Source organism: Povalibacter sp., assembly GCF_036735925.1.
Lineage (GTDB): Bacteria > Pseudomonadota > Gammaproteobacteria > Steroidobacterales > Steroidobacteraceae > Steroidobacter.
The window spans coordinates 34,703-50,735 of sequence record NZ_DAINNK010000036.1 but is presented as its reverse complement, the minus strand read 5'-3'; the positions used below and the strand labels follow the sequence as shown (position 1 = coordinate 50,735).

Genomic DNA, 16,033 nt, shown 5'->3' with positions numbered 1-16,033 from the left:
TCTGAAGTCGTCTGCTGCCTCTTCTCCTCCTGTGGGGCCGGCTTCAGCCGGCCTTCTAGGGAGTCAGGCTAAAGCCTGACCTACAAGCCTGACCTACAAGCCTGACCTACAGCCGGACCGCCGGATCGATGGCGATCTGTGCTACAACCGCACGCCTCTCCACCACCGATGAAATTCCATGTGGCTCGACGGCGACCGGCAGGAAGGTGATGGCGAGCGCGGCGGATTCGGTCAAGCGCGTCACGCTGGAACTCGGCGGCAACGACGCGGCCATCGTGCTCGACGATGCCGACATCGCCGAGGTGGCGCCGAAGATTTTTCAGGCGGCGATGTACAACACCGGCCAGGTCTGCATCGCGGTGAAACGCCGGCCCTCTTCTGTAGGTCAGGCTTCAGCCTGACTCTGAAAGAGGCCGGCTGAAGCCGGCCCCACAGCAGGATTGCGGATCCGTTCCCACACGCGCTCATGGAAGAAATACCCGACCGAGTTGCACAGCGGCTCGATCAGCGCGACCGCGCCGCCGACCATCACGCTGCCGGTCATCAGGTAGACGACCGTGAAGGCGATGCTGATGTGCATGGTGGTGAATGTCAGTGTCTTGATCATGGCTTTACCCTCGACATCAAATGATAATGATTCTCATTTGAAAATCAACCATTCCATAAGCCTTTGAATCTGAAAGCCTGTGCAAGCATGAACTGCGGGGCCATCGCCATTTCATCCATCGCGCTGCTCGCCGCCGCCGTACACGCGGCCGACGTCGTGCCGCCGCCTTCGGCGCAGGTGACCGTCGTCGCCGAACGGCCCGGTCCGCGACTGTGGCGGGTGTCGAGCGAACACGGCACGTTGTGGATCCTCGGGACGCAGACGCCTCTGCCGCAGCACATGAAGTGGCGCTCGGCCGAAGTCGAAGCGGCCATCGCGGCTTCGGACGAAGTGCTGGGGGCCTACTCGGTATCGCTGCGCACCACGGGCCTGCAGCCGATCGAGCCGCAGTCGCTGCGGCGTGCATTGCCGAAGAAGGTCTATCGACGCTGGATAGCGATGCGCGACCGATACATCGATCCGCGCCTGGATACCGAGCAGCTGCTGCCCGCTGCGGCGGCGCTGTTCCTGCAGGCGGGCGCATACGAGCACGCGGGGCTGACATCGACTGACGATGTCTGGCGCTCGATCCACGGACTCGCGCGTCTGTACGGCGTGCCGGTGCGACGGCAGCAGTTCGAAGTCGAGCGCGAATCGCACGAGAAGATCAGTCAGCGCGAATCGCGCGAAGCCGGAGTGCGTTTTCTGGTGCAGACCATGGATCGCCTCGAAGCCGATCTGGCGATGTCGAGCCGACGGGCGAATGCCTGGGCCGATGGCGATCTGGCAACGCTCATGCAGCTGGCGCCGAGCGATGAGTCCTATGCTGCCGCGTTCGCGCGCAGCTGGCCCTTTCTCTCGGACGAGGAAGTGGCGCGCATCATCCGCAACGAAGACACCCGCCTGGCCGCCAACTTCGAGCGTGCCCTGAATCGCAACCGCACGACGTTCGCGGCGTTGCCGATCTACCTGCTGACCAAGCGCGGCGGCGCGCTGTCGATTCTGGCGGCGGCCGGGTATCGGGTCGAGCGGCCGGAGGATCGAGAGGGGTAGAATCGCAGCCCATGAGAACCCTCGTCGTCTGTCTGCTCGCGCTCGGCCTGTGGCTCAACTGGGACCGCATCGACCGTTTCTTCGACGGCGAACCGGCAGTCACCGGCAGCGGCGATGTCATCCTGTATGCGACGTCCTGGTGCGGCTACTGTCGCAAGACCCGGGAGCTGTTCGATGAGCAGGGCGTGGCGTACGTCGAGTACGACATCGAGAAATCGGACGAAGGCCGCGCCCGCTACGATGAACTCGGCGGCAATGGCGTTCCGGTGATCGACGTGCGCGGCACGATCATCCACGGCTACGACGAAGACGGGATTCTCGCCGCGCTGCATTGAGTCCGTGCTGCACGCTGCGTTCCGCCTGCCCGACAGGGAACGCGCCGCGTCCCGGCGGCATTTCGCATCATGAGATTTCGCAACGTCGTTTCCGTCGTCAGCAGCGCCGCCGTCCTCGCGGTCCTGTGCTTCTTTCTCTGGGCCTGGTTCGGTCCGCAGCCGGCCTGTGCCGATCCCGCCTGCGCGCGACAGCGCTTCGCCCTGGATCTGGAGCTGGACCGCTTCGAGCGCGTCGAACCCATGGAATTGCAGGTAGCCACGCCCGATGGCGAGGTGTCGGTCGCCTCGGTGATCGGGTCGGGTGGCATCGACGTGCGCGTGCGTCCGCAGGCGCGCGATCTGCCGCTGGCGGCCAATGAAAAACTGGATCGCGCCGACCTCTATGCCTACGCGCAGGAGTGGCGCACGCGCACGCCGCAAGCCGGTGCCGACGCGCATCTGTATGCGATGCTGGCGCCCGCGATCGTGTCGGACAGCGGCGAAGCATTGTTCGGCCTCATGTTCGATGCGGCGGATCGAACGGGTTTCGCCGTGGCGCCCGCGGAGATCATGCGACGGTTCAGCGAACACGAGCCCGACGCCGTGTCGCTGCTGCAGCTGCGCACCTTCATCCATGAAATGCTGCACGCTCTGAATCGCCGGCACGGCCAGGCCGTGCAGATGCCGGACGAGCGGCTGACCATCGAGGCACCGACGCGCTGCATCTCCGACCACACCAATCGCCAGCACTGGACCCTGCGCGAGCAGCCGTTGATGTCGCTCAGTCCATCGACGATCGAGTTCTTCCAGAGCGCTCCGGCATCGCGTGTGCTGCCCGGCCCCGGCAATTCACCGTTTCTGGTCGGTTCGCCGTCGACCTGCGGCGATGTGCGCGCCGCCATCGTGGTGCCGCCGCAGACGCCGCGATGGCGTCTGGCGATGCTTCGTTTCCGCGGACTGCTGGGCTTTCCGCAGGCGCAGGCTGCGGAGACCGACGAGGAAGCGGAAGCGGCAGATGAAATTGCGCCGCCCGATGTCAGCGTCACGCTGCAGGCCATGACGGCGCCGTATCCGCTCGGGTATCCGGTCGCGATCCGCGTCATCGCCATCAATCGCGGCGAGCGGACGCTGCCGCTCGTCGGGCGACTGACGCCGGGCTATGGCCTGCTGACGATCGAAGTGCGCCGCGCCGACGGCGGCGACTGGAACACGATCGAACCGATCGCCTGGTTCGATCCGATCGACGATGCGCAGGCGATGCTGGCGCCCGGCGAACGAACGGAACAGACCGTGCCGATCTTCTTCGACAAGGACGCCTGGACGTTCCCGGTCGCCGGCGAGTACGAAGTGCGTGCGCGATTGAATCTCGGCGAGGACGTTGCCGCCGTCGTCGCCGAGCCGGTGATCGTGCGCGTGACGGCGCCGGACACCGACATCGACGTCGAGGCGCTGCGTCTCATCAGCGATGCCGAGGGGCATCTGCGCAACGACATCGGACGACTGCTGCTGATGCAGGGGCGCGTGCCCGATCTCCAGGGCGACGACGTGATCGGAAAACTCACCGAGCACTACGCCGAGACGGCGCTCGGCGTGGCGGTGCAGCTCACGCAGGCTTCCCGACTGCTGCGCCGGCCGATCGATCCGAAGACAGGCCAGCGGCCGCGACCCGATCTGGCGGCGGCTCGCGAACTGCTGGCCGACAGCTGTTCCGACAGCGGCGTCGCGGCGCTGCGCGGCCAGCTGCTCGATTTTCACGAGGACACCACCGGAGCGCAGGCGGCGCCGGCGATGGAAGAGCCGACCGAAGCGGCCTGGGACGGTGCGGTGCCCAGGGGCAGCCCCGCGGTCGCGACGTATTCCGATCCCGCGCTGCGTGCGGCGGCGAGGATCTTCCGTTTCTGCGCCGGTGATACCGAACTGCACGGCCGTGCCGCCGGCGAGGCGACCCAGTTCGCGCGCCGCCTGCGGCAACTGCAACCGGAGCGCGTCGTGGTCGTCGGTCATTCCGATCGCGCCGGCACCTGCCGTTCCAATGACGTCATGGCCATGCGTCGTGCCGAATCGCTGCGGGACGTGCTGGTGCGCGCCGGTTTCGAGCGCCGGCAGATCGAGATCGTGAGTCTCGGCAAGCGTCGGCCCGAGGATTTCTCTTCATCGGCCCAGGCCGATGCGCTCAACCGCCGGGTCGAGATCCTCGTGCCGACCGCACTGGCGGACGAACTGGACGAGGCGATGCCGGCGAACGATCGCCTGCCGGATTGCCCCGCCGGGAATCCGCTCGACCTTCCGGACAAGGCATCTCCTTAAAGCCGGAAATTCGTGATCTGTCGCACGACCCGCGCCCGCCGGCGCAGGCAATCTCGGTCGCGTCGATCGTTCCCGCGCGAATCCTTCCATGCCCATCGAACTGCCATCCCTGATCGCTTTCTGCGGCGGCGCCGTGCTCGCCATGATCCTGTCCGGAAAACTGACCGTCCGCGGACTGCTCACGGCGCAGCAGATCGTCCGGGAAGGGCGGGTGGCCGAAGGGCGCATCGTCCGTGTGTGGCGGCCGCCGGTGGCCGGCGCCTTCCCGCGCATCTATTTCGAATACCAGCCGGAAGGAGCGGCGGCGCTGGTGCGCTGCTGTCACACCGACCGCCGCGTCCTCGACGGCGACATGCCTTCGCTGCCCGCGGTCGGAACGCAGGTCACGGTCCGCTATTTGCCGAAAAATCCACGTCGCGCCGTCATCGCGAAACTGGTTTCACGCTTTACGCATTGACGGGTCAACCGACCCGCACCCAAGCTGCCCCGGTCACTTTTTCCGGTGATCGACTCCATCCATAAAACAGGAGAAGCGGCTCATGGGCATCATCGTCTGGTTGATCGTCGGCGGCGTGGTGGGCTGGCTCGCCAGCATCATCATGCGCACCGACGCGCAGCAGGGCATCCTGCTGAACGTCATCGTGGGGATCGTCGGCGCGCTGCTGGCCGGCTTCATCATTTCGCCCATGCTGGGCATCGGCACCATCAACAAAGGCGTCAGCGTCGGCACGTTCCTGGTGTCGCTCGGCGGCGCGATCATCCTGCTCGCCATCGTCAATCTCTTCCGCAGAGGTTCGGTGCGTTGAGCTGCCGGGGAGGGCGGGCGTGTGCCTGCCCTCCGTTCCAAGACCTGTCTGTGTGGCCGGTTCAGTCGATGTCCTGAAACCTGCTCGGCAGCGCTTCGCCGTTGCGTGTCATGCCGCCGGCCACTGAAAGCACAGTTCATAACCGTCCGGATCGCGGACGTACAGCTGTTTCATGCCGTAGGACGCGACCTGTGGTTCCTTCACGTCTACCGCGTGAGCGCGCAGATGGCGATAAGCCGCGTCAACGTCGGGACAGCCAAAGTACAGGACCGTGTCGCTGTGCGCCTTGGTCCGGGCCGACTCCGGCTGGCCTGGACGATGCTCTTGCTCATAAGCGGTATTGAGCATCACTTCCGCATCGTTGAGTCGCAACAGGCCCCAGTCGAACCGATCTCCGTCACGCTGCGAGGTCTGGACAATCTCGAAGCCAAGCACATCGCGGTAGAAGCGGAGCGATGTCGGCATGTCGAAGACCTGAAGCAGCGGGCAGACTCCTCGAACCTCGATGCTCATGCGTTTTTCTCCTCTGCGGCAGCACGCCGGTGCTTCAAGCGCGCGTTGGGCTGAACGTGCTACCTGCAAGCATTGGTGGGGCGATAAGTGGCTTTTTCATTGCATACCGCCGAAATGCAACGCCGTGTACTTGGACACACTGCTCTTCAGTGACCTGGAAGCCACGGTGCTCAAAGAAGGGACGCGCGACAAGACTCGCTTCTGTGGAGAGCGCCGACGTGCCGTCACGAAGCAGCTTTTCCTCAACCTCGCCGCACAATGCCGAGGCAATCCCACGACGCGAATACACGGAGGACGTATAGAGCAGATCTATGTGTCCGTTCTGCTCATACGAGATGAAGCCTGCGATTTTCCCATCTACTTCAGCGACCAGCGTTTTCAGATGAGCCAGCCGCCGCGTCCAGCTGTTCAGATCGGGTGGGCAAGGTGCCCATGCGGCGCGCTGACTTGCATCGTAGTGGCTGCCAGCGAGACGGTGGACCGAATCCGTGAACAACAGTGCCACGGCTTCGACATCCGATTCACGGTAAGGCCTGATCATCGCGTCCTCTCGCGCCCGGCGCATTGCTCACGCGAGCGCGTTTCGCGCGCCGCGTGCAGCAATTCACTGGGCCGGTTCCTGAACGAGCTGAAGACCATTGCCTGACGGATCTTTGAATGTTGCAAGCCAGCCGCCCCAGTACTGCTGTTCCGGAGCACCGCTGAATTTCACGCCGACAGCGCAAAGTTGGCGATGCGTGGATTGAATGTCCTCCACCGGAAACGAGAGCCCGGTGAAGCGACCTACCAGTTCCTGGCCTTCCTTGTCTTCGTTACCAACCGCCTCGACGATGAGTTTTGCGGCGCCGGTGTCAAACATGCAGAAGCCATGCTCTTCGTCCGCAGCTTCGACCGTCAGGCCCAGGCATTGGGAGTAGAACGCCTTTGCCTCGGCAAAGTCCCGAACGAACACGCGAGCAGCTCCAAGATTCATACGAACGACCTCTGCTTCTCTGATTAGGGCTTAGCCCACTCAAAACGCCGCTCTCCGGATGCCACGATGCCGCAGTCCTGCCATCCTCGCGCGCGATAGAACGCCTCTGCTCGGGTATTCAGATTGGTAGACAGCCAGATTGGTTGCTGCGCATGCTGCTCCAGCCATGCCACCAACACACCGTGTAGAGCCGAGCCGTAACCGCGCCCCTCGTATGACGGATCCACGAAGAGCGCCCAAACGTTACCGGTGCTCAGGCCGAAGGCAAAACCGACGACTCTTGAGTCTGACTCAACCACCCAGCCGCAGCCATTGGCCAAAGCCTTTTCATAGTGGACTGGTGTAATGAGATCAGGTGAGGGCAGCGTGTTCTCGCGCACGGACAGGCGAATGCGGTGCATCGCCGGAATGTCCTCTACGGTCGCTTCTCGAATTTGCATTCCGGGTCCTGACGCCCACGCTGTGCCGCGAGCGTGTTGTTGGACGCTACATTGCGTTGCTAGCTGACCGTTGGTTCGCCGAAAGCGAGCCGGTTGCCGTCTGGGTCGACGACCTCGAAATCCCGCATTCCATACGGCCGATCTTCCGGTTTGCTTACGCCGAGATCTCTTCCCTTCAATTCTGAAAAGTATGCATCGACGCCGCTGAGCTGAACGTACGCCATCGCCGTTCCGTGTCGCCCCTCGGGCGCCGAAATCAAATCGAGGCTAATGGAATCGCGGCATACGTTTCCGTGCGTGACCGGATTGCCCCATTTCCATCCCACCTGAAACCCAAGTTGGTCCACGTAGAATGCCAGGGCCTTTTCTACATTCGCGACCGGCAGACGAGGTGTCACCGCCTCGAACTGGGGTTTGATATCGCTGGTGTTCATGGCAATCAACCTCCTTACTCTCTATCTCCCAACTTATACATCGACCGCGGCGACCTGCGGCCTGTCTCAAGGTAATTGCGCGATGTTGGTCGGTCAACGATGCTATCCGAATATTGACGAGGGAAGGCAATGCGCAATCGCGGCTGGTTTCCAACTGCCTATGGTCTTTGCGTCCTGGCGCTGTGTTCTTGCGCGCGCCAGCAGGAGCCGCCCCGCCCGGACAAGGAATTGCTGGCGTTTTCGAATGCCGGTCAGCAAGGCGGATTCTATCTATATCGCCGAGGACCAATGGGATCTGACTACATCACTCTTGAGATCGGTAGCGGCGGCGAAAGGGCGACGGTATCGTCGATATCGACGTGTGCCTTCGTCGCCGTGCGCCTTGTCGGTGGGCAGCTCGAAGCGAACTTCTACAACTCGTCCTATTTCATTCCCGGCAGCATCGACAGGCTGGCAAGCCTGGCAGCAGTCACTCCGGATATGAGTATTCGGAGCACGGTCAAGGTTCCGACAGCGGAGGAGATTGCCCAGTTGCGCCAGAACGGTTTCACTGTGCTTGACTGCAAGTCGGCGGCGAATCTGGACCGTACTCTTGCGGATTCGTGACGATTTCGCCGCCAGATAAGGCGAAGCGCATCGGTGTAGTCACCAGACGCCCTGTCAGATTCGCAATCGAAGTAATGCGCCCACCGCGATATCCCAAACCATCAGCACTCGTTCCGTCATCGCCTAACGTCGCCCATCAGTCCGTGCGTCTTCGCACGTCGGCTGCATGGGCTTGCTCGGCTCTGAGATTGATTGCGAACCGCGGAAAAGCAAAAGAGCGGAACCAGCCAGCAGGCCGCCGAGAAATCCGAAGCTGTGTCCTGCTTTGACTTTCTGTGCGACATAAACGTCCAGCGCAACCTGGATCGCAATGATTGCAAGGACGAGCAGCTTGGGACTACGGGCGGTCTCAATCAGGAGCGCCGCTCCACAAAGCGCCATCAATGCTTGCGATGCGCCAGAGCTGACGAGATCCGGGTAGGAAACGACGCTTGCAATCTGGCCGATGGAGCCGCCGCAAAAATACACTGCTGCAACGCTCCACCATCCGTACCGCTTCTCGATGAAGGAGCCGATGACTACTACGCATCCGGCATTGAACAGCATGTGCAGGAAATGCACATGCAAGAACTGGGATGTGACGATTCGCCACCATTGTCCATTGGAGAGCAACTCTCCATCCGCGGCCCCCACGGTCATCAACAATTTCGATTTCTGGGCCGCTAGAAGGTGCTGGTCGAGCAGCAGCGCAACGACGCACCACACGAGAATGATCGCGACCGCGAGAATCGTCGCGAACGGCGCGATGGGTGACGAGTACGTGTTCTTCATGCGCTTCCTGCGAGCTGGTCTCAAGATAGTTGCGAGGTGCTGGTCAGCCATGCGCCCTTCCGGCTGATGCTCGAAGAGCACACGGAGGGACTACTTCTTCCGGTACTTCTCGAACCACGCCAATATCGCGCTGGCCTTCGCGGCGGACTGCGAGGGTCTTGCCGTCAGCCCGCCGTGCGAGGCGCCGGGCACTTTCACCAGCGCGGTCGGTACGCCCTTGAGCTGCAGTGCGGCGTAGTACTGCTCCGAGTCGCTGACGGGCGTACGGAAATCCTGATCGCCGACGACGACCAGCGTGGGCGTCGTCACTGAACCGACGAGCGACAGCGGCGAGCGCTCCCAGTAGCTCTCGGGTTCTTCCCACGGCAGCCTGGCGAACCAGTACTTCGGCATGTAAGTGGTGATGTCGGTCGTCAGCACCGTGCTGGCCCAGTTGATGACGGGCTTCTGTGTCGCCGCGGCCGTGAAGCGGTTGGTCTTGCCGACGATCCAGGCCGTGAGTACGCCGCCGCCGGAACCGCCGGTGACGAACAGGTTGTTCGCATCGACATAGCCTTCGGCGATGGCCGCGTCGACGGCACTCATCAGGTCGTCGTAGTCCTGGCTCGGATACGCGTGCTGGATGAGGTTGGCGAATTCCTCGCCGTAGGAAGTCGAGCCGCGCGGGTTGGTGTAGAGCACGACGTAACCGGCGCTTGCGTAGAGTTGGTAGTCGGTCGAGAACAGCGGCGCGTACGCGGCATAGGGTCCGCCGTGGATTTCGAGGATCAGCGGATATTTCTTGGTGCGATCGAAGTCGGGCGGCGTCACGAGCCAGGCGCCGATGGGTCGTTGATCGACGCTCGACTTCACTGCCAGCGGCTTCACGTCGCCGAGTGTCTTGGCGCCGAGGAAGGCGTCGTTCAGATGCGTCAGCTGGCGCACGCGACCGCGACTTTCGATGAACACATCTGACGGACGCTGTGCGGTGCCGCCCGTGAACGCGACGGCGCCGTTGTTCGCGACACTGAACGCGCCGCCGGTGTACGGGCGATCGAGGCCGGCGCCGCTCAGGTTGTCGGCCAGCGGCTCGATGCGGCCGTTCGACGTCAGTCGTGCGAGTCGCGTGCGGCCTTCGTCGTCGTACTGAATCACGAGGCTGCGGCTGTCGCCGCTCCAGGCGAGCGCGTCGATGCTGCGGTCGAGTCCGTCGCTCAGCGACTGCGGCGCACCGCCGTCGACGGCCATGGTGTAGGCGCGCGCATTGCTGTAGCCCATCAGCTTGTCGTCGAAGCCCAGGTAGGCGAGCTTCGAGCCGTCCGGCGATATGCTCGGTGCGGCATCGGGGCCGACGCGGTTGGTGACGGCCTGAATGCGCGCGTCGGCAACGGTGATGCGATAGAGCTCGGTGTTGACCGGTTCGCGCTGCCAGTTGTCGTTGCGATTGCCGGAGCAGTAGAGATGCGCGTCATCGCGCGACCAGGCCAGCGGGCCATTTTCGTTGAATGCGCCGAAGGTGAGCTGGCGCGGCGTGCCGCCGTCCGCGGGCACGACGTACACATGTGTATACCCGGGCTTCAGATAGCCAGCGCCGTCCGCGCGATACGTGATGTCGGTGATCACCTGCAGCGGTGCGGCCCACTGCGCGCCTTCGGGCTTCGGCGGCGCTTCGCCCAGGTCCGGTTTGTCGTCGGGGGCGAACATCGTGAAGGCGATCGCATTGCCGTTGTTCGACCAGGCGAGGTCGCCCGGGGCATCGACGAGTTCGGCGAGGCGGGCCGACTGACCCGTTTCCATCCAGCGTACGAACAGCTGCGGCCGACCCTCGTCCGAGGTCGAGACATACGCGAGGCGCTTGCCGTCGCGCGACCAGCGCGGCGACGAGTGCGAACCGCCGCCTGCGACCACGGGGACCTGCGTGCCGCTGTCGACGTCGATCAGCCAGATCGACTGGCGTGCGCGATCGGTCATCACGTCGTAGGAAATGCGCGTGTACGCGACGAAGCGGCCGTCGGGCCGGATCTGCGGATCGGCAGCGACCTGCAGTCCGAACAGGTCGCGGCCCTCGAATCTGCGCGAGGGGGCCTCGGCCGGTGCGGCGGTGGCGAGGGATGAGAAGAGCACAAGGACGAGTGCAGCCGGAGTGAAGCGCATGGGACCTCGAAGCGGCAGATGAGGGAGCCGGCGCATTCTCCATCGACGCTCAGGGAATGCGAAAGCGCGGCGCGCGGCTGTATGCAAGATGGGTTTTCTTCCCTCCTCCGCGATGGCGGGGGAGGGTCAGGGAGGGGGTCTTCGGAGTGCGCACGATGCCGTGAGCGCCGGTGCCGAGGGGCTTTGCTGGAACGCCGTAATACATCCATGTAGGCTCCGGCGCGCGCATCCATGCGCGCGACGGTCCAGCAAAGCCCCTCGGCACCGACACTCACTGCGGCGGTGGGTCCGGTGATGGATGAAGAAAAAGAGAAGAGGCCGGCTGAAGCCCAATGGTGTTGCATTAAGCGCCAAATGATTGAGATGAGGTCGAATTGAGCGTCCCTTCCTCCGCGCAGCGGGGGAAGGACAGGATGGGGGTGTCAAACCGGGCAGCGCAGTTTGCGTTGAGGCCCCCACCCTAACCCTCCCCCGCTACGCGGAGGAGGGGATCAGACGAGAGGCGATCAACGCAGAAAAATCCTTAATGCAGTGCCATTGGGCTGAAGCCGGCCCCACAGGAAGAGCAGGAAGAGGGAGCGCGAGTCCTTGTTTACCAGAACCGCCAGTACAGGAACGTCAGGATGGCGATCACGATCAGCGCGGCGATGTTGAAGCCGCGGCTCGTCGAATAGTCGATGTCCTTGAGTTCGACGCGCAGCGCGGCCGTGCGCTTCGGCTGCAGCAGCGACAGCACGATGGCGATGGCGAAGCACAGCAGGAACACGTAGCCGACCCGGTTCATGAACGGCACTTCGGGCAGCGCGAGCTTGAATGCCAATGACAATGCTGCCGAGGCGATGGCGGCGACGAGCGCGGCGGCGGCCGTGGTGCGTTCCCAGAACATGCCGAGCAGGAAGATCACGCAGATGCCGGGCGTGAAGAATCCGGTGAACTCCTGGATGTACTGGAAGGCCTGGTCGAAGCTGCCGAGCAGCGGGCGGGCAGAGAAGATCGCCACGATCAGTCCGATCACGGCGGCGATGCGGCCGATGCGCACCAGGTCGCGCTGCGAAGTCTGCGGGCGCACCGAGCGGTACAGATCCATCGTGAAGATGGTCGCGATCGAATTGATCTTCGAGCCGAGCGAGGCGATCACCGCGGCGACGAGCGCGGCGAACACCAGGCCGAGAATGCCGGTCGGCAACAGCGCCATGAGATGCGGATAGGCTTCGTCCGGGCGCGCCAGGTTCGGTGCGAGCACGAGCGCGGCGATGCCTGGCAGCACGATGATCAGTGGCATCAGCAGCTTCAGGAAGGCGGCGAGCACGATGCCTTTCTGCGCCTCGCGCACGCTCTTGGCAGCGAGCGCGCGCTGGATGATGTATTGATTGAAGCCCCAGTAGGACACGTTCATCACCCACAGGCCGCCGAGCAGCACCGACAGGCCGGGCAGGTCCTTGTAGTTCGGATTGTCGGCCGACAGGATCATGTCGAACTTCTCGGGGAACTGCGTGAGCAGCAGGTTGAAGCCGGCGAAGACACCTGCACCATCCGAAATCCTGTCGAGCGCGATGTAGCTGATCAGCAGGCCGCCGAGGACCAGCAGCGTCACCTGGATCACGTCCGTGAGCGCGACGGCCTTGAGTCCGCCGTAGAGTGCATAGGCGCCGGCGAAGATGCCTATCGCGATCAGCGCCGTCTGGATCTCGACGCCCGTCACCGTGTGCACGGCCGTGGCGCCGAGCCACAGGATCGATGTCAGGTTGACGAACACGTACACGCCCAGCCAGAACACGGCCATGACGTTGCGCACGGCGGGGCTGTAACGTTTCTCCAGGAACTCGGGCATCGTGTAGATGCCGTTCTTGAGGAAGATGGGCAGGAAGTACTTGCCGACGATGATCAGCGTCAGCGCCGCCATCCATTCATAGGAGGCGATGCCGAGGCCGATGACGTAGCCGGAGCCCGACATGCCGATGATCTGTTCGGCGGAGATGTTGGCGGCGATCAGCGAAGTGCCGATGGCCCACCAGGGCAGGGCGCGGCTCGCGAGGAAGTAATCCTGCGCATTCTTCTCGTGCTGGCCTTTCTCGCGCGAAACCCATTGCGCGAGGATGAAGATGCCCACGGCATAGATCGCCACGATGGCGATATCGAGAGTAGACAGCGTCACGATGATCCCCCAACGGTTGTCGTGAGCGGATCACCATGACCCGCTCCTGTTGTCGTTCAGTGCGGGCCGGCTGCAGCGCGATACGCTGCGACGACACGTTGCGCGCGCTCTGCGATCTCTTCGCGCGTGTATGCAGGCTTGAACAGTTCCGAGCCGAAGCCGAAGCCCGCGGCGCCGGCCTTCAGCCATTCGGCAATGTCGTCGGCGCCGACGCCGCCGACCGGCATCACGCCGACGTTCGACGGCAGCACATCCTTCAATGCCTTCAGATGGCGACTGCCGTAGGTCGCGGCGGGAAACAGCTTGAGGCGCGTGGCGCCGGCGCCGATCGCTGCGAAGGCTTCCGTCGCCGTGGCGACGCCGGGCAGTGCCGTCATGCCGAGACGCAATGCCGCGGCGATGACCTGCGGATCGCAATTGGGCGAGACGATCAGCCGGCCGCCGGCATCGAAGGTCCTCTGTACGTCGTCGATGCTCAGCACCGTGCCGGCACCGCACAGGCATGTGTCGCCGAAGCGGTTGCTCAGCGCGCGAATGCTGTCGAAAGGCTGCGGCGAATTGAGCGGCACCTCGATGGCGCGCAGCCCTGCGGAAAAAAGCGTCTCGCCGACCTCGATGGCGCGCGTGGGTGCGAGGCCGCGCAGGATGGCGACCAGCGGCAGGGAATTCAGCAGATCAGTCGGCATGGACGCCACCGGTGGAAAAGCGGATCGAGTGCAACAGTGTCAGCCCGCCGAGCGAAGCCTGCGAGCCGTCGACGATGGCGGTGTTCATGCGCAGCGCCTGCAGCGCCCGTCGATACCGTTCCGCAAGGCTCGAATTGGCGATGATCGTCACCGGACTGTCCCCGGTCGCGACGTCCGTGAACAGGCGCAACGCGCCGAGCACGTCGTGCGCGATGAGCAGTCCCGACAGAAAATCGGGCGCCTGCTCGCGCGCGAGATCGCCGGTCACCTGCCGGCTGCGACATTCGAACAGCAGGTGCACCAGGGCCGCCTGCGGATGGCTCAAGGCGCGTTGCACGCCGGCATCGAAAGCCGCTTCGTCGAAGCCCGCGGGGCGATCGCCGGCGCGCACCAGCACGCTGTGCTGATCGATGACCGCGAACAGTTCGCCGGTGACGGCGGTCAGGAACTCCTCGACGGAGCTGTCGCGCAGCACGACCCACTTGGCATGCGTGCCCGGCAGGCACAGAAGATGACGACCGCGAGCCAGTGACGGGTTCTGATGCAGTGCGCCGAGAATCTGGGTTTCTTCGCCGCGCATCACGTCGGGTGCGCCGTACCGGTTGCGGCACGACAGTCCCGGCGCAATGAAGACGGACCGTTCTGCAATGCTTGCCATGGCGCCGGCGATTCGCGCCGGCGGGGCAGGGCAGGGGACATACGGCACGTTCATCCAGCCGATGGTCGAGCCGACCATGCCGCACAGGATGACGGGCAGCGGTCCATGTTCCTGCCGCCAGGAGGACGTGAGTTCAGTCAGCACGGAGTCGAATCGCCCCGGCACCTGCGCCACGCCGGGGCCATCGGCCGCGGCCCGGACGGTCGAGTCATCGTCGACCAGGAACAGACGCAGATTCGTCGTTCCCCAGTCCCCGGCAATGAAGGCGGCCTTGGTCATGCGGCCGCTATGATAAATATGATAATTGGCGGAAGCCAGCCCGCCGGCGGCGGACAGGGCGGAACCGGGGCCTGCCGATCCCGCGGCCCCGGTTCGCGACGTCAGAGCCTCATCTCATCATCACCGCGACGACCAGCAGCACCAGCGTCAATGCCTGGAACCCCACGCGGGTCCACATCAGCGGCGTGCTGAATTCCTTGTCGGCGCTGCCGCCGCCGGACATGGCGAGCAGCCCGATGAACATGGTGGCCACCGTCGCGCCGATGGCCAGAACGATCACGATTGTCAGCAAGTCCATGGTTCAAACCCCCTGAGCCTTGTTGTGTCGTCGCCGGGACTATACCAACAGCAGCGACGAGGTCGAGGCTGGATTTGCCGCGGGCGTTGATTCATCAAAGGTAGTCCCTCCGGTCCGCGTGGCATCATTCCCGTTCAATGCCAAGAACCAGGTCATCCCGCGCCCGCCGCAGTTCCGGACGTCGCAAGCGAACATTCCGCATCCCGCGTTTCTGGCCCGCTCCCGCGACCCGGCGGAAACTGTGGCGGAACTTCCGACACATGCCGGGCGCCATGCAGATCATCGTGGCCCTCGTGGCGCTGGGCCTGTTCTGGCTGACGAGCAACTGGCTGTACCAGGTCGTCCGCAAGCCCTCGGAGCTGTTCTTTCCGGTCAGTGGCACGCTCTACAAATCGCCGCGCGAAACCTGGGCGCAGTACGCGCCGATCTTCCGCAGGCATTCCACCGCGGCGATCTCGCCGCAGTTCCTGGCGGCGTTGGCGCAGGTGGAAGGCTCCGGCAATCCGATCGTGCGGACGTACTGGCGCTGGTCGTGGTCGCACAAGCCCTATGAGGTCTACCGGCCGGCGTCGAGCGCGGTGGGCATGTACCAGATCACGGACGGCACCTTCGACGAAGCGCGGAGGTTGTGCATCCACGATCACCGCGTGGTCGAGGACGGCGCCTGGGACCGGTGGGAAACCTGCTGGTTCAACAGCCTGTACATGCGGGTCATCCCAAGCCATGCCGTCGAAATGACATCGGCCTATCTCGACAGCCGCGTCTCGCTGGCGTTGCGACGGGCGGGCATCCGCAGCGCCAGCGCCGAGCAGAAGCAGGATCTGGCCGCCGTGATTCATCTCTGCGGTGCGGGCGCCGGCAATCGTTACGCGGCGCGCGGTCTGCGCCTGACGCCCGGCCAGCGTTGCGGCGATCACGACGTGCGCGGCTACCTTGCCCGCGTGAACGCCATGAAGCGCACGTTCGCGAGCTTCGGCTAGCGCCGCCATCCGTGCCAGAATCTCCCGGGCCAAAATTGCCA

19 protein-coding genes and 1 pseudogene are annotated in these 16,033 nt (G+C 64.0%); 8 read left to right on the top strand and 12 right to left on the bottom strand.

What is annotated here, in order from left to right:
• Positions 1 to 182 precede the first annotated feature (182 nt).
• A pseudogene (locus V7D81_RS12540) lies at positions 183 to 368 on the top strand (aldehyde dehydrogenase family protein); the annotation flags it as partial.
• Between the two features lie 17 nt (positions 369 to 385).
• Here the strand turns inward: V7D81_RS12540 and V7D81_RS12535 are convergent.
• A complete protein-coding gene (locus V7D81_RS12535; protein WP_324316868.1) occupies positions 386 to 607 on the bottom strand; it encodes a DUF2061 domain-containing protein in 222 nt (73 codons plus the stop codon).
• 87 nt (positions 608 to 694) lie between these two features.
• Between V7D81_RS12535 and V7D81_RS12530 the strand changes: the two genes are divergently transcribed.
• The 5 genes from V7D81_RS12530 to V7D81_RS12510 all read left to right on the top strand — a co-directional run bounded on the left by V7D81_RS12530 (position 695) and on the right by V7D81_RS12510 (position 5,066).
• Positions 695 to 1,639, top strand: a complete 945-nt coding sequence (locus V7D81_RS12530; protein WP_324316867.1) for a TraB/GumN family protein — start codon at positions 695 to 697, stop codon at positions 1,637 to 1,639.
• Positions 1,640 to 1,650: 11 nt separating this feature from the next.
• Positions 1,651 to 1,974, top strand: coding sequence for a glutaredoxin family protein (locus tag V7D81_RS12525; protein ID WP_324316866.1), 324 nt, complete (start codon positions 1,651 to 1,653; stop codon positions 1,972 to 1,974).
• A gap of 69 nt (positions 1,975 to 2,043) precedes the next feature.
• The gene (locus tag V7D81_RS12520) at positions 2,044 to 4,260 is read left to right on the top strand and encodes an OmpA family protein (protein ID WP_324316865.1); all 2,217 of its coding nucleotides are present in this window, start codon (positions 2,044 to 2,046) and stop codon (positions 4,258 to 4,260) included.
• A gap of 88 nt (positions 4,261 to 4,348) precedes the next feature.
• Positions 4,349 to 4,717 (top strand): DUF3592 domain-containing protein, encoded by a 369-nt coding sequence (locus V7D81_RS12515; RefSeq protein WP_324316864.1) that lies wholly within the window; start codon positions 4,349 to 4,351, stop codon positions 4,715 to 4,717.
• Between the two features lie 82 nt (positions 4,718 to 4,799).
• Entirely contained in the window at positions 4,800 to 5,066 is a 267-nt protein-coding gene (locus V7D81_RS12510; protein WP_324316863.1) for a GlsB/YeaQ/YmgE family stress response membrane protein, read from the top strand.
• Between the two features lie 108 nt (positions 5,067 to 5,174).
• On the opposite strand, the gene V7D81_RS12505 is transcribed toward V7D81_RS12510, so the two are convergent.
• The 5 genes from V7D81_RS12505 to V7D81_RS12485 form a co-directional block, all read right to left on the bottom strand.
• Positions 5,175 to 5,579 carry a VOC family protein gene (locus V7D81_RS12505; protein WP_324316862.1) on the bottom strand — a complete coding sequence of 135 codons (405 nt, stop codon included), beginning with the start codon at positions 5,577 to 5,579 and terminating at the stop codon, positions 5,175 to 5,177.
• Between the two features lie 34 nt (positions 5,580 to 5,613).
• Positions 5,614 to 6,120: a GNAT family N-acetyltransferase gene (locus tag V7D81_RS12500; protein WP_324316861.1), complete on the bottom strand. Its 507-nt coding sequence runs from the start codon at positions 6,118 to 6,120 to the stop codon at positions 5,614 to 5,616.
• 63 nt (positions 6,121 to 6,183) lie between these two features.
• Positions 6,184 to 6,531, bottom strand: coding sequence for a VOC family protein (locus V7D81_RS12495; RefSeq protein ID WP_324316860.1), 348 nt, complete (start codon positions 6,529 to 6,531; stop codon positions 6,184 to 6,186).
• Positions 6,532 to 6,575: 44 nt separating this feature from the next.
• Entirely contained in the window at positions 6,576 to 6,992 is a 417-nt protein-coding gene (locus tag V7D81_RS12490; RefSeq protein ID WP_324316859.1) for a GNAT family N-acetyltransferase, read from the bottom strand.
• Between the two features lie 59 nt (positions 6,993 to 7,051).
• On the bottom strand, positions 7,052 to 7,426 hold the full coding sequence (locus V7D81_RS12485) for a bleomycin resistance protein (protein WP_324316858.1): 375 nt from the start codon (positions 7,424 to 7,426) through the stop codon (positions 7,052 to 7,054).
• Positions 7,427 to 7,555: 129 nt separating this feature from the next.
• Between V7D81_RS12485 and V7D81_RS12480 the strand changes: the two genes are divergently transcribed.
• On the top strand, positions 7,556 to 8,032 hold the full coding sequence (locus V7D81_RS12480) for a hypothetical protein (RefSeq protein ID WP_324316857.1): 477 nt from the start codon (positions 7,556 to 7,558) through the stop codon (positions 8,030 to 8,032).
• Positions 8,033 to 8,155: 123 nt separating this feature from the next.
• Here the strand turns inward: V7D81_RS12480 and V7D81_RS12475 are convergent, their stop codons facing one another.
• From V7D81_RS12475 to V7D81_RS12450, 6 genes are all read right to left on the bottom strand, one after another.
• Positions 8,156 to 8,803 carry a rhomboid family intramembrane serine protease gene (locus V7D81_RS12475; protein ID WP_324316856.1) on the bottom strand — a complete coding sequence of 216 codons (648 nt, stop codon included), beginning with the start codon at positions 8,801 to 8,803 and terminating at the stop codon, positions 8,156 to 8,158.
• A gap of 90 nt (positions 8,804 to 8,893) precedes the next feature.
• Positions 8,894 to 10,936 carry a S9 family peptidase gene (locus V7D81_RS12470; protein ID WP_324316855.1) on the bottom strand — a complete coding sequence of 681 codons (2,043 nt, stop codon included), beginning with the start codon at positions 10,934 to 10,936 and terminating at the stop codon, positions 8,894 to 8,896.
• 592 nt (positions 10,937 to 11,528) lie between these two features.
• Positions 11,529 to 13,091 carry a sodium/sugar symporter gene (locus tag V7D81_RS12465; RefSeq protein ID WP_324316854.1) on the bottom strand — a complete coding sequence of 521 codons (1,563 nt, stop codon included), beginning with the start codon at positions 13,089 to 13,091 and terminating at the stop codon, positions 11,529 to 11,531.
• Positions 13,092 to 13,147: 56 nt separating this feature from the next.
• The gene (locus V7D81_RS12460) at positions 13,148 to 13,777 is read right to left on the bottom strand and encodes a 2-dehydro-3-deoxy-6-phosphogalactonate aldolase (protein WP_324316853.1); all 630 of its coding nucleotides are present in this window, start codon (positions 13,775 to 13,777) and stop codon (positions 13,148 to 13,150) included.
• Complete coding sequence (locus tag V7D81_RS12455; protein WP_324316852.1) at positions 13,767 to 14,714, bottom strand: 2-dehydro-3-deoxygalactonokinase; 948 nt, start codon at positions 14,712 to 14,714, stop codon at positions 13,767 to 13,769. Before V7D81_RS12455 ends, V7D81_RS12460 begins: the two co-directional genes overlap by 11 nt.
• 109 nt (positions 14,715 to 14,823) lie before the next feature.
• Entirely contained in the window at positions 14,824 to 15,012 is a 189-nt protein-coding gene (locus tag V7D81_RS12450) for an HIG1 domain-containing protein (protein WP_324316851.1), read from the bottom strand.
• Between the two features lie 260 nt (positions 15,013 to 15,272).
• Here V7D81_RS12450 and V7D81_RS12445 point away from each other — a divergent pair, with 260 nt between their 5' ends.
• Complete coding sequence (locus V7D81_RS12445) at positions 15,273 to 15,992, top strand: hypothetical protein (RefSeq protein ID WP_324316850.1); 720 nt, start codon at positions 15,273 to 15,275, stop codon at positions 15,990 to 15,992.
• Positions 15,993 to 16,033: the final 41 nt, after the last annotated feature.

Bases quoted from the DNA above. Each gene is read 5' to 3' on its own strand.
- V7D81_RS12535 (WP_324316868.1), bottom strand. From the start codon at position 607: ATGATCAAGACACTGACATTCACCACCATGCACATCAGCATCGCCTTC.
- V7D81_RS12530 (WP_324316867.1), top strand. From the start codon at position 695: ATGAACTGCGGGGCCATCGCCATTTCATCCATCGCGCTGCTCGCCGCC.
- V7D81_RS12525 (WP_324316866.1), top strand. From the start codon at position 1,651: ATGAGAACCCTCGTCGTCTGTCTGCTCGCGCTCGGCCTGTGGCTCAAC.
- V7D81_RS12520 (WP_324316865.1), top strand. From the start codon at position 2,044: ATGAGATTTCGCAACGTCGTTTCCGTCGTCAGCAGCGCCGCCGTCCTC.
- V7D81_RS12515 (WP_324316864.1), top strand. From the start codon at position 4,349: ATGCCCATCGAACTGCCATCCCTGATCGCTTTCTGCGGCGGCGCCGTG.
- V7D81_RS12510 (WP_324316863.1), top strand. From the start codon at position 4,800: ATGGGCATCATCGTCTGGTTGATCGTCGGCGGCGTGGTGGGCTGGCTC.
- V7D81_RS12505 (WP_324316862.1), bottom strand. From the start codon at position 5,579: ATGAGCATCGAGGTTCGAGGAGTCTGCCCGCTGCTTCAGGTCTTCGAC.
- V7D81_RS12500 (WP_324316861.1), bottom strand. From the start codon at position 6,120: ATGATCAGGCCTTACCGTGAATCGGATGTCGAAGCCGTGGCACTGTTG.
- V7D81_RS12490 (WP_324316859.1), bottom strand. From the start codon at position 6,992: ATGCAAATTCGAGAAGCGACCGTAGAGGACATTCCGGCGATGCACCGC.
- V7D81_RS12485 (WP_324316858.1), bottom strand. From the start codon at position 7,426: ATGAACACCAGCGATATCAAACCCCAGTTCGAGGCGGTGACACCTCGT.
- V7D81_RS12480 (WP_324316857.1), top strand. From the start codon at position 7,556: ATGCGCAATCGCGGCTGGTTTCCAACTGCCTATGGTCTTTGCGTCCTG.
- V7D81_RS12475 (WP_324316856.1), bottom strand. From the start codon at position 8,803: ATGAAGAACACGTACTCGTCACCCATCGCGCCGTTCGCGACGATTCTC.
- V7D81_RS12470 (WP_324316855.1), bottom strand. From the start codon at position 10,936: ATGCGCTTCACTCCGGCTGCACTCGTCCTTGTGCTCTTCTCATCCCTC.
- V7D81_RS12460 (WP_324316853.1), bottom strand. From the start codon at position 13,777: ATGCCGACTGATCTGCTGAATTCCCTGCCGCTGGTCGCCATCCTGCGC.
- V7D81_RS12455 (WP_324316852.1), bottom strand. From the start codon at position 14,714: ATGACCAAGGCCGCCTTCATTGCCGGGGACTGGGGAACGACGAATCTG.
- V7D81_RS12450 (WP_324316851.1), bottom strand. From the start codon at position 15,012: ATGGACTTGCTGACAATCGTGATCGTTCTGGCCATCGGCGCGACGGTG.
- V7D81_RS12445 (WP_324316850.1), top strand. From the start codon at position 15,273: ATGCCGGGCGCCATGCAGATCATCGTGGCCCTCGTGGCGCTGGGCCTG.